Below are 15,895 nucleotides of genomic sequence, written 5' to 3' on the forward strand. Positions count from 1 at the left end.
AATGGTAGAAAAGCGCATTCAGCCACTTGCCCGCGACGCAATGGCCTATGTTCTGGCCGGCGGCAGGGGAAGCCGCCTCAAGGAACTCACCGACCGGCGCGCCAAGCCGGCGGTCTATTTCGGCGGCAAATCACGCATCATCGACTTTGCACTGTCGAACGCGCTGAATTCCGGCATCCGCCGCATCGGCGTGGCGACGCAGTACAAGGCCCACTCTCTGATCCGCCATATGCAGCGTGGCTGGAACTTCTTCCGTCCCGAGCGAAACGAGAGCTTCGACATCCTGCCGGCCAGCCAGCGCGTTTCGGAAACACAATGGTACGAAGGCACTGCCGACGCCGTCTATCAGAACATCGACATCATCGAGGATTACGGCGTCGAATACATGGTCATCCTTGCAGGCGATCACGTCTACAAGATGGATTACGAGTGGATGCTGCAGCAGCACGTCGATTCGGGCGCCGATGTCACCATCGGCTGCCTGGAAGTGCCGCGGATGGATGCCGTCGGCTTCGGCGTTATGCACGTGGACAAGAGCGACCGGATCATCGATTTCGTCGAAAAGCCTGCCAATCCGCCAGGCATTCCGGACAAACCTGATTTTGCGCTTGCGTCCATGGGGATCTATGTCTTCCACACCAGGTTCCTGATCGACGCATTGCGCCGCGACGCCGACGATCCGAATTCCAGCAAGGATTTCGGCAAGGATATCATCCCCTATATCGTGAAGAACGGAAAGGCGGTCGCTCACCGCTTCGGCCAGTCCTGCGTGCGCTCGGATTTCGAACACGAACCCTATTGGCGCGACGTCGGAACGATCGAGGCATACTGGCAGGCGAATATCGATCTGACGGCGATCGTTCCCGAACTCGATATATATGACAAATCCTGGCCGATCTGGACCTATGCGGAAATTTCGCCACCTGCAAAATTCGTCCATGACGACGAAGACCGCCGCGGCTCGGCTACCTCCTCGGTCGTCGCCGGCGATTGCATCATCTCCGGCGCCACGCTTCACAAAAGCCTGCTTTTCACCGGTGTTCGCGCCAACTCCTATTCCAAATTGGACGGCGCCGTCGTCCTGCCGAGCGTGAAGGTCGGCCGGCGCGCGCAGTTGAAAAACGTCGTGATCGATCATGGCGTCGTCATTCCGGAGGGCCTCGTCGTCGGCGAGGATCCGGAACTCGATGCCAAACGGTTCCGGCGGACAGAAAGCGGTATTTGCCTGATTACGCAACCGATGATCGATAAGTTGGATCTTTAGACATATGAAAGTCCTTTCGGTTTCGTCCGAAGTCTTCCCTTTGATCAAGACAGGGGGCCTTGCCGACGTGGCCGGCGCCCTGCCAATCGCACTCAAGCGGTTCGGCATCGAGACGAAGACCCTCATGCCCGGCTACCCGGCAGTCATGAAGGTCATCCGCGATCCGGTCGTTCGCCTGCAGTTCGATGATCTGCTGGGAGCGCCCGCGACGGTGCTGGAAGCGGAATATGAAGGTCTCGATATCCTCGTCCTCGACGCCCCTGCATATTATGATCGCGCAGGCGGTCCCTATCTTGACCAGACTGGCAAGGACTACGCCGACAACTGGCGGCGTTTTGCGGCGCTATCGCTGGCGGCGGCCGAAATCGCGGCAGGCCTGATGCCCGACTGGCGGCCGGACCTCGTGCATGCCCACGACTGGCAGGCCGCCATGACGCCGGTCTATATGCGCTACTATCCGACACCGGAACTGCCGACGGTTCTGACGATCCACAACATGGCATTCCAGGGCCAGTTCAGCGCGGACATCTTCCCGAGCCTGCGCCTGCCCCCGCATGCGTTCTCGACCGAAAGCATTGAATATTATGGCCATATCGGCTTCCTGAAAGGTGGCCTCCAGACCGCACATGCGATCACCACCGTAAGCCCCACCTATGCAGACGAGATACTGACGAACGAGTTCGGCATGGGGCTGGAAGGCGTCATCGCCAGCCGCCGCGACGTGCTGCACGGCATCGTCAACGGCATCGATGCTGAAGTCTGGAATCCGGCAACCGATCCGGTCGTCCACACACACTACGGCGTCACGACACTTAAAAATCGCGAAGAGAACCGCAAGTCGATCGCCGAATTCTTCCATCTGCATGACGACGGCGCGCCGATCTTCAGCATCATCAGCCGCCTTACCTGGCAAAAGGGCATGGACGTGATTGCTGCGACCTCCGACGCAATCGTGGCTCTCGGCGGCAAGCTTGCCATTCTCGGCTCCGGCGATCCCGCCCTTGAAGGCTCGCTGCTTGCCGCAGCCGCCCGTCATCCCGGCCGCATCGGCGTCTCGATCGGCTATAACGAGCCGATGTCGCACCTGATGCAGGCCGGTTGCGATGCCATCATCATTCCCTCGCGTTTCGAACCCTGCGGCCTCACCCAGCTTTACGGCTTGCGTTATGGCTGCGTGCCGATCGTGGCACGTACCGGTGGTCTCAACGATACCGTGATCGATGCCAATCACGCCGCGCTTGCAGCGAAAGTCGCAACGGGAATACAGTTTTCTCCCGTGACCGCAGAGGGTATGTTGCAGGCAATCCGGCGTGCACTACATCTCTTCGCTGACCAAAAAGTCTGGACCCAATTGCAAAAGCAGGGCATGAAATCGGATGTCTCGTGGGAGAAGAGCGCCGAGCGCTATGCTGCCCTCTATTCAAGCCTCGCCCCGAAAGGCAAGTGACAGAAATGAACAAATCTGTATCCACAACGCCCTACCAGGACCAGAAACCCGGCACTTCGGGTCTCAGGAAGAAGGTCCCGGTCTTCCAGCAGCCGAACTATGCTGAGAACTTCATCCAATCGATTTTCGATTCGCTTGAAGGTTATCAGGGCAAGTGCCTCGTCATTGGCGGCGACGGACGCTACTACAACCGTGAGGTCATCCAGAAGGCGATCAAGATGGCCGCCGCCAACGGCTTCGGAAAAGTCATGGTTGGCAAAGGCGGCATTCTTTCGACGCCGGCTGCCTCGCACATCATTCGTAAATACAAGGCTTTCGGCGGCATCATCCTTTCCGCCAGCCACAATCCCGGCGGCCCGACTGAAGATTTCGGCATCAAGTACAACGTCAACAACGGCGGGCCTGCGCCGGAAAAGATCACCGACGCGATCTATGCGCGCACCAGGGTGATCGACAGCTACAAGATAGCCGATTTCCCGGACGTGAACCTCGATCGCATCGGCAAGGAAGAACTGCCCGGCGGCATGATGCTTTCGGTCATCGATTCTGTCGAGGACTATACCGCGCTGATGGAGGAGCTCTTCGATTTCGGCGCGATCCGCAACCTGATCAGCCTCGGGTTCCGCATCGCCTTCGATGCGATGAGCGCCGTGACCGGCCCCTATGCCAAGGAAATCTTCGAAAACCGTCTCGGCGCACCGCTCGGCTCGGTGCGCAATTTCATGCCGCTGCCGGATTTCGGCGGACATCATCCGGATCCGAACCCTGTCCACTGCAAGGAACTCTATGACGAGATGATGGGCGCCGACGCGCCCGATTTCGGCGCAGCTTCGGACGGCGACGGCGACCGCAACCTGATCATCGGCCGCGGCATCTTCGTCACTCCTTCAGACAGTCTGGCGATCCTGGCTGCCAACGCCAATCTCGCGCCAGGATATTCCGGCGGCCTGGCAGGCATCGCACGCTCCATGCCGACCAGCGGCGCTGCCGACCGCGTCGCCGAAAAACGTGGCATCGGGATGTACGAAACGCCGACCGGCTGGAAATTCTTCGGCAATCTGCTCGATGCCGGAATGGCAACCATCTGCGGCGAGGAGAGCGCCGGAACCGGCTCAAGCCACGTCCGCGAGAAGGACGGCCTCTGGGCCGTACTCCTCTGGCTGAACATCCTTGCCGTGCGCGGTGAAAGCGTTCAGGACGTCGTGACCCAGCATTGGCAGACCTATGGCCGCAACTACTATTCCCGCCATGACTACGAAGGCGTGGATACAGAGGCTGCAAACGGTCTGATCGATAATTTGCGCAGCCAGCTTGCAGACCTGCCGGGCAAGACCTTCGGCGGCTTGACGGTCGAAAAGGCAGACGACTTCGCCTACCACGATCCGGTCGACAAGTCGGTCAGCGAGCATCAGGGGATTCGCATTCTTTTTTCAGGCGGCTCGCGTGTCGTGTTCCGCCTTTCGGGCACCGGTACGTCCGGTGCGACGCTGCGTGTTTACCTGGAGCGTTACGAGCCAGATTCGACCCGGCACAACATCGAGACGCAGGAGGCGCTGGCCGACCTGGTCGCCGCCGCCGAAAGTGTCGCGGACATCGCCAAGCGCACGGGCCGTGATGAACCTTCGGTCATCACCTGATCGGAGGCTCATGCGGGCGGACAACAGGGCAAAAAAAGGGGGCGCAATCCTTTTTGAAACCGGCGTCGAATTTTCCGTCTGGTCGCAGCATGCCGCGCAAATCCAGCTCTGCCTCTTCGATGAAACCGGCAACAAGGAACTCGCGCGCTTGCCGATGGCGCGCGAACACGGCCATGTGCACAGCCTTTTCGTCGACGGCCTGAAGGAAGGCGCCTGTTACGGCTTTCGGGCCGACGGCATCTATGATCCGGAAAACGGTCTCTGGTTCGATCCGTCCAAGCTTCTGGTCGACCCGTATGCCAAACAGCTCGACCGGCCCTTTCGCCATGATCTCCGTCTCGGCATCTTCGGCGAAGACACGCACAGCCTGATGCCGAAGGCGATGGTGACCCGCGATACGACAGTGACGCTGGAAAAACCGCTCTTCAAGCCGGGCGGCTTTATCTATGAAGTCGCCGTCAAACCCTTCACGATGCTCCACCCCGACGTTCCCGAGACGCAGCGCGGAACCGTCGCCGCACTTGCCCATCCCTCAGTGATCGCTCATCTCAAGCGCATTGGTGTCGATGCCGTCGAGCTGATGCCGATCACCGCTTGGATCGACGAGCGCCATTTGCCGCCGCTCGGACTGGCAAACGGGTGGGGCTACAATCCCGTTGCCTTCATGGCGCTCGATCCGCGCCTCGTACCGGGCGGCATGGCCGAACTGCGCGATACGGCTGCCAAGCTTCGGGCCGAAGGCATCGGCGTCATTCTTGACCTCGTCTTCAATCATACCGGCGAGAGCGACCGTCACGGCACGACGCTGTCGCTGCGCGGCCTCGACAATCTTTCCTTCTACCGGCATCTGCCCGGCCGTCCGGGCGAGCTTGTCAACGACACCGGGACTGGCAATACCGTCGCCTGCGATCATCCCTATGTCCGCCAGCTCATCATCGACAGCCTGCGACATTTCGTCCTGGGCGCCGGCGTCGACGGTTTCCGTTTCGATCTGGCGCCTGTTCTCGGCCGCACGGCAAACGGCTTCGAGGCAAAGGGAGCGACGCTGTCGGCGATACTCGGCGATGACGTGCTCGCCGAGCGCATCATGATCGCCGAGCCTTGGGATATCGGTCCGGGCGGCTATCAGCTTGGCAATTTTACAGCTCCCTTCCTGGAATGGAACGACCGCGTTCGCGACGATATCCGATGCTATTGGCGCGGCGACGACTGGAAGACCGGGGCGCTTGCAACAGCACTGGCCGGCTCCTCCGACATTTTCTTGCGAAACGGCGGAACGGCGACGCGCAGCGTCAATTTCCTCGCTGCCCATGACGGTTTCACGCTGAAGGATCTCGTTTCCTACAGTCATAAGCACAACGAAGCTAATGGCGAGGAAAACCGCGATGGCCACAACGAGAACCATTCGTGGAACAATGGCATCGAGGGCGATACGGACGATTGCGATATCATCAAAAAGCGCCGTTGCGATCTGAAGGCGCTGATCTCGACGCTCTTTGCCAGCCGCGGCAGCATCATGCTGACGGCGGGAGATGAAGGCGGACGAACACAGCGCGGCAACAACAACGCCTATTGCCAGGACAACGAAATCACCTGGGTCGACTGGAGGGCGCTGGATGAAGAATTGATTACCCACACCGCCTTCGTGGCAGCATTGCGAAAGCGCTTCTCCGTCTTCTCCGAATCCGGCTTCTTCGACGGTAACGGCGATGTCGAATGGATATCGTCCTCGGGCCAACCGATGAGCGTTGGCGAGTGGGAGGCTGCGAACTTGTCCGCGCTCGGCATGCTGCTTAAAACAGGCGACCGCGATATCCGCAGACAAGTGCGTCTGGCCGTGTTTTTCAATCGATCGAACAATGCGATGGACTTCGTCCTGCCGCCCCCGGACACTGCCGAGTGGCGGCTGTTGAGCGCGCCCGGCAACTTTGAAAAGCTTGGCCCGGTCGTGACGGTTCGGCCGCGCTCGGTCGTCTTTTGCCTCGGCAATTGATTCAAGCCGCAACGAAGGTGAATCGTTGTCGTAATTGTCATGAATCCACTGTAAGCAATTGAGCAGGCGGCTTTTTTCATGGGGAATTTATGGTCAGGGAAATTTCGCTCGCGGAAGTGCGCGGGCTCATTGGCACGAAAACAGGGCTTTCAGATTGGATTCTTGTCGATCAGGCGATGATCGACGCTTTTGCGCACGCCACCAACGACCATCAGTTCATCCATACCGATCCGACCCGCGCGGCAACCGAAAGCTCCTTCGGCGGCACGATCGCCCATGGCTTCCTGACGCTCTCCCTGCTTTCGGCTATGAATTACGATGCGTTGCCGAAAATCCGCGAGCAGACGATGGGTATCAACTATGGATTCGACAAGGTGCGCTTCATGGCACCGGTCAAATCAGGCACCCGCGTCCGCGGCCATTTCGTCCTCGCCGATGCACGCTTCCGCGGCGCCAGTATGCTGATGACCACATATGAAGTATCCATCGAGATCGAGAACGAGAAGAAACCCGCACTTACTGCGAACTGGATCACCATCATCCAGTTCGACCCGAAGGACCGGCCGGAGGAAACCTGAGGAGCAGGCTACCGCGCAGTTGTTCCACCTCCTTGAAACCGCCGCTGGCTTGTAAACCACAGGCCAATTCGGCGTTGCCGCGTTATGCTTTGGTCTTTCCAAGAGCCAGCCGGTGAATTTTCCGAACCGCAGGAAAGCGCACTTGCAGAACTGGGCCTGCTCCTGACGAAGGCACGGGCACGATGTCGGCCGATAGGACACGCCCCCCGCTATCCGGTCCATTTCCACGCCGCTCTCGGGCAATTTCACGGTCAGCCCGTCAGTGCCCCGCGTCGACTGCCGCCTCGGCCAGCAGACCGAAGACATAATCGGAAAACGACCGCCAGCATTCTATCCGGAACGTATCGTCCTCGGTGCGGAAGATCACGACTTCCGCCTTGCCGAACAGCGTGCGCGAGCAGGCGCCGACCGGAAATGTGCCGATCGACAGGTCCTGCGGGCAGCCTGCCGAAAGCGTGGCTTCGGCGCCGGGGCCGGAGACGATGATGCCGACATTGCGATGGGAGACGTCTGTTGCCGAATGAAGGAGGCTGACACCTGAGCACATGGCCATCAAATCTGCGCCGTCTTCATCGAGCACCAGCCATTCGTCGGGGCCGAGCCAGAGCACCGAGCGTCCGCCCTGGCGGCCCGACGTCTTCGGCGCATCCGGGACCTTGACGCCGAGAGCCGATGAAAGAGCCTTGAGCGAACCTGCAGGCGCCCGCAGCGCCACCCGGCTCGCCGCAGGCGCAGGTGTCAGTCGCACAGTGGCAGATCCGGCGTGGTTGCCGGAAAGAGCGAATTTGCGAATTGCCACATCAACCATTGATCCGGCCTCCTTCCTTGTCAAAGAACACCATGTCCGTCACTTCGACGGCAATGGTCTTGTCCGGCATCGGCACATAGAGGGTCTCGCCGATGCGCGCCCTGCCGCCGGCGACCAGCGCGAAGGCGATCGACTTGCCGAGGTTTTCCGACCAGTAAGACGAGGTCACATGACCAAGCATGGTCATGGGCTTCGGCTCGTTCGGACTGGCGACGATCTGTGCGCCCTCTTCGAGCACCAGCTTTTCATCCTTCGTGACAAGACCGACAAGCTGCTTGCGGCCTTCCCTGACGAGATCGGGACGCTTCAGCCCGCGAATGCCGACAAAATCCGTCTTCTTCTTGGAAACGGCCCAGGCAAGACCTGCGTCATCCGGCGTAACCGTGCCGTCCGTATCCTGTCCGACGATGATATAGCCCTTTTCGGCGCGAAGAACGTGCATCGTCTCTGTGCCGTAGACGCAGGCGCCGAGCGGCTCGGCATTCGCCCAGACAGCTTCAAGCACCGATTGGCCGAAATCGGCCGGAACATTGATTTCGAACCCGACTTCGCCGGTGAACGACACCCTGAAGAGGCGCGCAGGCACGCCGCAGACCTTGCACTCGCCAACGCTCATATGCGCGAAGGCCTCGTTGGAAATATCGAGCCCCTCAACGAGCGGCGCGACGATCTCGCGCGCCTTCGGACCCTGCACGGCAATCACAGCCCATTGCTCGGTAACGGAGGTCAGCCACACGTTCAGGTGCGGGAACTCCGTCTGCAGATAGTCTTCCATGTGATGAAGGACGCGCGGCGCCCCGCCTGTCGTCGTCGTGACATGGAAACGGTCCTCGCTCAGGCGCCCGACAACGCCGTCGTCGTACACGAAGCCGTCTTCGCGGGTCATGATGCCATAGCGGCATTTTCCCGGTTTCAGCGTGTCCCAGGCATTGGTGTACATCAGGTTCATGAATTCGGCCGCATCCGGGCCGACGACTTCGATCTTGCCGAGCGTCGAGGCATCAAAAACGCCTGCGACGTCGCGAGCCGTTTTGCATTCGCGGGCAACCGACTGATGCATGGTCTCGCCGGCGCGCGGATAGAACCAGGCACGCTTCCAGTTGCCGACGTCTTCGAAAACAGCGCCGTGCGCCTCTTCCCACTGATGCATCGGCGTCTTGCGCGCCGGATCGAAGAGCTCGCCGCGCGAATGGCTGATCAGCGTGCCATATGTGACCGGTGTATAGGGCGCACGGAAGGTCGTGAGGCCTACCTGCGGGATTTCCTTGCCGAGCATTTCGGCGGCGATCGCCAGACCGTGCATGTTGGAGAGCTTGCCTTGGTCGGAGGCCATGCCGTTGGTCGTGAAGCGCTTGATGTGCTCGATCGAGTGCATGCCTTCGCGCACCGCAAGGCGGATGTCCTTGGCGCAGACATCGTGCTGGAAGTCGATGAAGGCCTTGGCGCTCGTCTTGGGGCCTGCACCTTCGGCAGCTCCGATCATGCCTCCGGTCCAGTCATAGGGCTGCTCGGCCGAGATGCTGATCTTGCCACCGCCTGATTTTCCGACGGCTTGCGCCATCAGCTCGCCGGCCGCAAGAGACTCTTCGATCGTCTGTTGCAGGCCGTCCGTGCCGTTGCAGGCACCGACCGAAAGGCAGTCCTGTGCATAGGTCCCGGGCAGGAAGCGCTGGCTTTCCGGCTCGAACTTCACCTTGCCGCGCGACTGCGAGAAAAGGTGCACCGACGGCGTCCAGCCGGCCGAAACCAGCAATGAGTCGATCGCAATCTTGCGCGGCGAGCCTGCGCCGTTGCGGGCAACGGTCATCGATGAGACGCGGAGCTTGCCCGAGGTTTGGATGACCGATTGTCCGGCCAGCACCTCGATGCCGAGCGACCGCGCTTGGGCAAGAACTGCAGCTCCCGGCGTCTGGCGGCAATCGACGATGGCAGCGATTGCCACGCCGGCACGCTTCAGGTCGAAAGCGGCTTCATAGGCCGAGTCATGGGCAGTGTAGACACCAACCTTGGCTCCGACGGCGACGCCGTAATGGTTGAGGTACATGCGCGCGGCAGACGCCAGCATGATGCCCGGACGGTCGTTGTTTGGGAATACCATGTGCCGCTCGATTGCGCCGCTGGCGAGGATCACCCGCTTGGCGCGGACCTGCCAGAGACGCTCGCGTGGCAGGTCACGGCCTGGCTTGGCGATATGATCGGTCACGCGCTCGGCAAGAGCGATGAAATTATGGTTGTAGTAGCCGAAGGCCGTGGTGCGGGTCAGAACCTGCACGTTGTCCATCGCCTTCAGCTTGGCAGCCGTCTGCTGCGCCCAGACGTAGCCTTCGATGCCGTCGATCTTCACGCCACAGTCGAAACGCAATGCACCGCCGCATTCGGCCTGTTCGTCGCAGATGATGACGCGGGCGCCCGCTTCGGCCGCGGCAAGGGCAGCGGAGAGACCGGCAACGCCCGCGCCGGCAACGAGCACGTCGCAATGCGCAAAGCGGCTTGCGTAGTGATCAGGATCGCCTTCCGTCGGCGCGACGCCGAGACCGGCGGAACGTCGGATGAGTGGCTCATAGACATGTTTCCAGGCTGCCTTCGGCCACATGAAGGTCTTGTAGTAGAATCCAGCCGCAAAGAACGGCGAAAGCAGATCGCTGATGCCACCGACGTCAAACGCAAGCGACGGGAAGCGGTTCTGCGACTTGACGGTCATGCCGTCGAAGACTTCCTGAACCGTGGCGCGCACGTTCGGCTGCTTTCGCGCAAAGTCGCGGGCAACGTCGATCAGCGCATTCGGCTCTTCCGCGCCGGCTGAAAGGATGCCGCGCGGCCGATGGTACTTGAAGGAGCGGCCGACGAGATGCACTCCGTTGGCAATCAGGGCCGAAGCGACGGTGTCGCCTTCGAGCGCGGTATAGCTCTTGCCGTCGAAAGTGAAGCGTGCGGTTCTCGCCGGCGTCAGGCGTCCCTTGCCTGGAATTCGGTTCGCGCCGCTCATTTCGCCTCTCCTTCCGTCGCTTCATAGGTTTCGACGGGAGCGTGCGGAACGCTGGCAGCGCCAATTTCAGGCCTGGGCTCGCCTGCCTTGTAGGTCATGATGAATTTGTCGCTGATGGTGTCGCGGGCCGCATTGAAGAAACGGCCGCAGCCGTGGATGTGCCGCCAGCGTTCGAAGATCAGACCCTTCGGGTTGTCGCGCAGGAAGAAATATGTCTCGAATTCCTCGTCGGAGATCGAAGCGATTTGTTGGGGCCGCGCAATATGCGCGTCGCCAGCGCCACGGAATTCGAGCTCGGAGCGCTCTTCCTGACAGTATGGGCAGTAGATCAGTAGCATTTGATTCCCTTGTCGGAATTGCGTGGTCAGTGCGCGACGGCGGCGGCCGCCGCTTCGTCGATGAGCCGTCCGGTGCGGAAGCGCTCCAGGGTCAACCCGGCATTGAACTTGTGCGGCTCGTCGCGGGCGATCAGGTACGCAAAGAGATTTGCCGAACCCGGCGTCGCCTTGAAGCCGCCGGTTCCCCAGCCGCAGTTGACATAGAGTCCTGGAACCGGCGTCTTCGACTGGATCGCCGAACGGTCCGGCGTATTGTCGACGATGCCGCCCCAGGAGCGCATCATTTTCACGCGGCGGAACATCGGGAAGAGCTCGCAAATCGCATCAAGCGTGTGTGTGATGATCTGCAAGCCGCCTGTCTGCGAATAGGAATTGTACTGGTCCGTGCCAGCGCCGATGACGAGCTCGCCCTTGTCGGACTGCGAGATATAGGCATGCACCGTGTTCGACATGACGACACAGGGAAAGATCGGCTTCAGTGGTTCGGAAACCAGCGCCTGCAGCGGGCTCGATTGCAGCGGCACGCGCACGTCGGCCATTTTCATTACGGTCGTCGAGTGGCCGGCCGCGGAGACGCCGACCTTCTTCGCGCCGATGAAGCCGCGATTGGTTTCGACGCCGACCACCCGCCCGTCCGGTCCGCGGCGGATGCCGGTGACTTCGCAATTCTGGATGATGTGCACGCCGCGATCCGACGCTGCACGGGCATAACCCCAGGCGACGGCATCATGGCGCGCCGTACCGCCGCGACGCTGCAAGGCGGCGCCGTTGATCGGGTAACGCGCCGTTGCCGAAATATCAAGCGGAGGGCAATAGGCCTTCGCCTGCTCCGGCGTCAGCCATTCGTTATCGATGCCATAGAGGCGGTTGGCATGGATATGCCGCTTGAAGGACTGCTGATCGTGGATGTTGTGCGAGAGCATCATCACGCCGCGCGGCGAATACATCACATTGTAGTTGAGATCCTGCGACAGGTTCTCCCAAAGCTTCATCGAATGCTCGTAGATGTGCATGCTCTCTTCATAGAGATAGTTGGAGCGGATGATGGTGGTGTTACGGCCGGTGTTGCCACCGCCGAGCCAACCTTTTTCCAACACCGCCACGTTGGTAATGCCGTGCTCCTTGGCAAGGTAGTAGGCTGCTCCCAGACCATGCCCGCCGCCGCCGATAATAATGACGTCGTATTGCGCACGCGGCTCCGGCGAAGTCCACTGCCTCTCCCAGCCCTTGTGGCCTCTGAGCGCTTCCCGTGCCACGGCAAAAACCGAGTATTTCCGCATCCGCCTTCATCTCCTTCAGGGAAAGGCATTTTCTTGGTGTGGCCATACAAATCGCAAATCGAAATGCGGCACAACGTTTCTTTTGCGACGCGAACGGGCTTTTGTTTGACATGGGTCGAACAAGTGCTGATCACACCGAGGTTACTGCATGCCCCCGCGCACCGGATTAGTCCGACTAGCCCAAGAGGGCAGGAAGACGAGGCGCAAAAATACATGCTAATATTCCTATGCTCAGGGGTATTCCCATGTCGTATCTGCGTCTTGCCACAGCCACCGTGCTCAGCGCGGTGCTTTTTAGCTCCATGCCGGCCTTCGCAGCTGAGCAGGTTGGCCAGGCGGTCCACATCAAGACGGAAGTAACCGGTCAAACGGGACCGCTGACCGTAAATTCAGCAGTCCACCGCGACGAGCGCATTCGTACATCGCGATCCGGCCTCGGCCAGTTTCTTTTCCGTGACGGCACCAAGCTTGCGGTTGGCTGGGGTTCATCTGTCGTCATCGACAAATACATCTTCGACGACTCGCAATCGGTGAAAAGGCTGAGCATCCGCGCAGCGAAGGGAACTTTTCGCTGGATCAGCGGCAGTTCGAAATCGTCCGCCTACCAGATCCTGACTCCTGCGGGCACGATCGGGGTGCGTGGCACCGCCTTCGATTTCTATGTCGGCCCGGATGGAACGACGGCCGTCGTCATGCTGAATGGCGCCGCCCAGTTTTGCGGCCCGGGCGGCTGCCGGCAACTGACACGTCGTTGCGATTGTGTCGTTGCGACACCCAACGGCGACATGACGGATGTGGCGCGCGTAAACCAGGGCGTCCTTCGAAGACTGGGGACGCCACGCGCCCTCCCGTTCCTTTCCGGCAGTCAGTCGCTTTCCGGCATGATGGGCGGCGGTTGCGGATTGTCGGCGGCACTGCAGCGGCCAGACGCGCCCCTGCGACAGGCACCGAGCGCTCCGCCTCGAGCACCGAAACCGGAACCAGAGCCCGAAAAGCCCCGCGAACCCCGCAAGCCCCACCCGGAGAAGCCGCATCATCCGGACAAGCCGCACCATCCGGACAAGCCGAGCCATCCGGACAAGCCGCACCATCCGGACAAGCCGAACCACCCGGACAAGCCGAGCCACCCGGACAAGCCGAGCCACCCGGACAAGCCGAGCCATCCTGATGGACCGCGTGGATCACATGATCATTACCGTGGAGATCATGACAAACGTGGCGACAAGGTCGACAATCATCATGGCAGGAACCGCGACAAGGGTCGCGGCGACCGGAGCCGCCATCGCTGATACGTCATCCTGCGGGACGCGCTTCCTCAGAAATCGGTTCATCCCGGAAATGATCGGCCCTGCGGGAAATCCGGCGATAGAATTCCGCAAGCCCGGGAGTGATCATTTTCGTCTTCAATCTGATGGCACTGACGATCCTGCGCGTGTCGGGCGAGCGCGAGCGAAATGCCTCGGTAAGCTGATTGTGGAGCTGCCGCAGCTCGTTGAACTCGGCCGATTGTCGCACGCGCTCATCGCCGACGACGGCGAACAGGCGCGTACGGCTGGTCTTTCCCTTTAGACCGATGGTACCCGCCTCAAGCAGCGCTGCACCTGGCTGCAGCCGTGCCGTGTCCTCCGAAATCAGAATATCGAAGCCGACTTCCTTGCAAGAGGATTCGATCCGCGCAGCAACGTTCACGGCATCGCCGACGGCCGAGTAATTGAAACGCGCCTCGGCTCCCATATTTCCAACACAGGCAATGCCGGTATGGATACCGATACCGATGCCCACCGGCTGATCCTTGCCAAAGCCGAAGGCATCGGCAGCATTGAGCTCGGCAAGCGTTTCCCGCATGGCCAGAGCGGCGCGAACCGCCTTCGTCTCGTGATCGGCAACATCGACCGGCGCATTCCAGAAGGCCATGATCGAATCGCCGATGAACTTGTCGAGCGTGCCCTCGTTGGCGACGACATGGCGGCTTAGCGCGTCGAGCAGGGTGTTCAGGAATCCGACGACGGCCGTCGGCGGCAGCCGCTCACTGATTTCGGTGAAATGGCGCACGTCGACGAACATGACCGTCAGCTCCCGGTCGTCGCCGCCAAGGCGCAGTGCGTCGCGCGTATGCTCGATACGATAGAGAAGCGATGGTGACAGATACTGTCCGAAGGCGCGGCGAACCTCGCGCCTTTCCCGGTCGATCACCAGGATGCGAAACGACGTGGCTGCGAAATGGGTCACTGATCCGCTGATGATCGGAGCCAGCGGATCGAAAAGAAGCCCGGCATAGGAAAAGCAGAGCCATGAGGCGACAACAGCAAGTGCGGTAATCGCCAAACCACAGAACAGGGCCACCGCCGGGCTGACGAAGGTCGTCAATATCACCAACAGGCCGCCGAGCACGGCGATGGCGAATATCTCCAGGCCATCCGCCCAATCCGGCCGCGACAGATAGCGGCCGTTTAAAATCTGCTCGACGGTCTGTGCGTGCAGCGAGACCCCCGGCACATTCTCCCCAAGCGCCGTGACACGGATGTCCTGCAGCCCCGCGGCCGATGTGCCGACAAAGACGATACTTCCGTTTATCGCCGCGCTGACTTCAGTCGATGCACCGTTTTGTGCAAGCACATGCCGCGCGGAAACATATCTGTCTGCATGATCGGGGCTGACATAGAGCCATAGCTCGCCGGCCGCCGTCACGGGGACGACAAAATCGCCTGTCTTGACTGAGGTCATGACGCCTGCCGCATCCGGAGCGCCTGCCAGCACATAGGTCGAGACACCCTGGGCAACACGCAGTGCCTCAAGCGCCAGATTCGGATAAAGCTGCTCCCCATCCGTCAGGAACAGCGGAACTGCCCGCACCACTGACGAAGAGCTGCCCGGATTGAGGCTGATGTGACCGATGCCGGCGGCGTTCGCTTCTAGGCGCGGACGTAAAGGCGTTGCAGCATTGAAATGTGGGGGTGCGCCGACGGGACTCTCGCCGGTAAAGGCAAAGCCTGCCTTGACGGACGGGCGATAGGTTCCCTCGTTGGTCAGGCCGAACCCGAGCACGACAGGCTTATCGGCAACAGAATCGGCGAAAATCTCGTCATTGTCGGGCAATTGCGACAGCAGCGCCGGATCGATTCCGGGCACGGTACCGACGACGGTACGGGGCGAAAGCCGGTCCGGTTCGGCAAAGAGGATGTCGAAGGCGATCGCCGCCGCACCCATCCCGGACAGCCTGTCGACGAGCATAGCCAGCCTGTCTCTTGGCCACGGCCACTGGCCGAATTCGCGCAGCGATGCCTCGTCAATATCGATCACCCGAACAGGCAGCTCTTCGAAGGGCCGCGGCGATACGCGCTGGTATTCGTCAAAGGTCACGTCGCGGATCGATCGCAGCAGCTGTGGATCGCTGGCCCGCAGCAGCGTGAGCACGGCAACAATCGCCAAGCCGATGATGACGCCGATTTGCTGCGCGCGTGTCATGAACCCGATGGCGCCCCCTAAGCTGCACGTCGCTGAGCAGCGAAGAAAGGCTACGCCGCTTTGGCGCCGAACGCCATCCTGTCGCAGGACCGGCGCGCA

11 protein-coding genes are annotated in these 15,895 nt (G+C 60.8%); 6 read left to right on the forward strand and 5 right to left on the reverse strand.

The features are described from left to right. The first annotated feature begins 1 nt into the window (after position 1). From glgC to AM571_RS17465, 5 genes are all read left to right on the forward strand, one after another. Positions 2-1,264 carry a glucose-1-phosphate adenylyltransferase gene (gene glgC, locus AM571_RS17445; protein WP_074062486.1) on the forward strand — a complete coding sequence of 421 codons (1,263 nt, stop codon included), beginning with the start codon at positions 2-4 and terminating at the stop codon, positions 1,262-1,264. Positions 1,265-1,268: 4 nt separating this feature from the next. After that, positions 1,269-2,711, forward strand: a complete 1,443-nt coding sequence (gene glgA, locus AM571_RS17450) for a glycogen synthase GlgA (RefSeq protein ID WP_074062487.1) — start codon at positions 1,269-1,271, stop codon at positions 2,709-2,711. Positions 2,712-2,716: 5 nt separating this feature from the next. Beyond that, the gene (locus AM571_RS17455) at positions 2,717-4,348 is read left to right on the forward strand and encodes an alpha-D-glucose phosphate-specific phosphoglucomutase (protein ID WP_074062488.1); all 1,632 of its coding nucleotides are present in this window, start codon (positions 2,717-2,719) and stop codon (positions 4,346-4,348) included. Between the two features lie 10 nt (positions 4,349-4,358). Next, complete coding sequence (gene glgX, locus AM571_RS17460; RefSeq protein ID WP_074062489.1) at positions 4,359-6,341, forward strand: glycogen debranching protein GlgX; 1,983 nt, start codon at positions 4,359-4,361, stop codon at positions 6,339-6,341. Between the two features lie 89 nt (positions 6,342-6,430). Continuing rightward, positions 6,431-6,919 (forward strand): MaoC family dehydratase, encoded by a 489-nt coding sequence (locus AM571_RS17465; RefSeq protein WP_074062490.1) that lies wholly within the window; start codon positions 6,431-6,433, stop codon positions 6,917-6,919. Positions 6,920-7,178: 259 nt separating this feature from the next. On the opposite strand, the gene AM571_RS17470 is transcribed toward AM571_RS17465, so the two are convergent. Genes AM571_RS17470 through AM571_RS17485 form a run of 4 tightly spaced genes read right to left on the reverse strand, consistent with a single transcriptional unit; the run spans position 7,179 to position 12,331 of the window. Next, entirely contained in the window at positions 7,179-7,727 is a 549-nt protein-coding gene (locus tag AM571_RS17470; RefSeq protein WP_074062491.1) for a sarcosine oxidase subunit gamma, read from the reverse strand. Further along, positions 7,720-10,713, reverse strand: coding sequence for a sarcosine oxidase subunit alpha (locus AM571_RS17475; protein ID WP_074062492.1), 2,994 nt, complete (start codon positions 10,711-10,713; stop codon positions 7,720-7,722). The genes AM571_RS17470 and AM571_RS17475 overlap by 8 nt, the downstream gene beginning before the upstream one ends. Next, on the reverse strand, positions 10,710-11,051 hold the full coding sequence (locus AM571_RS17480; protein WP_074062493.1) for a sarcosine oxidase subunit delta: 342 nt from the start codon (positions 11,049-11,051) through the stop codon (positions 10,710-10,712). The genes AM571_RS17475 and AM571_RS17480 overlap by 4 nt, the downstream gene beginning before the upstream one ends. Before the next feature lie 26 nt (positions 11,052-11,077). Continuing rightward, positions 11,078-12,331, reverse strand: a complete 1,254-nt coding sequence (locus tag AM571_RS17485; protein WP_074062494.1) for a sarcosine oxidase subunit beta family protein — start codon at positions 12,329-12,331, stop codon at positions 11,078-11,080. 245 nt (positions 12,332-12,576) lie between these two features. Between AM571_RS17485 and AM571_RS17490 the strand changes: the two genes are divergently transcribed. Continuing rightward, complete coding sequence (locus tag AM571_RS17490; RefSeq protein WP_074063326.1) at positions 12,577-13,620, forward strand: FecR family protein; 1,044 nt, start codon at positions 12,577-12,579, stop codon at positions 13,618-13,620. 4 nt (positions 13,621-13,624) lie between these two features. Here the strand turns inward: AM571_RS17490 and AM571_RS17495 are convergent, their stop codons facing one another. Further along, positions 13,625-15,796 carry a CHASE2 domain-containing protein gene (locus tag AM571_RS17495; protein ID WP_074062495.1) on the reverse strand — a complete coding sequence of 724 codons (2,172 nt, stop codon included), beginning with the start codon at positions 15,794-15,796 and terminating at the stop codon, positions 13,625-13,627. Positions 15,797-15,895: the final 99 nt, after the last annotated feature.

The sequence above is a fragment of the Rhizobium etli 8C-3 genome (genome assembly GCF_001908375.1).
GTDB classification, from domain to species: domain Bacteria; phylum Pseudomonadota; class Alphaproteobacteria; order Rhizobiales; family Rhizobiaceae; genus Rhizobium; species Rhizobium etli_B.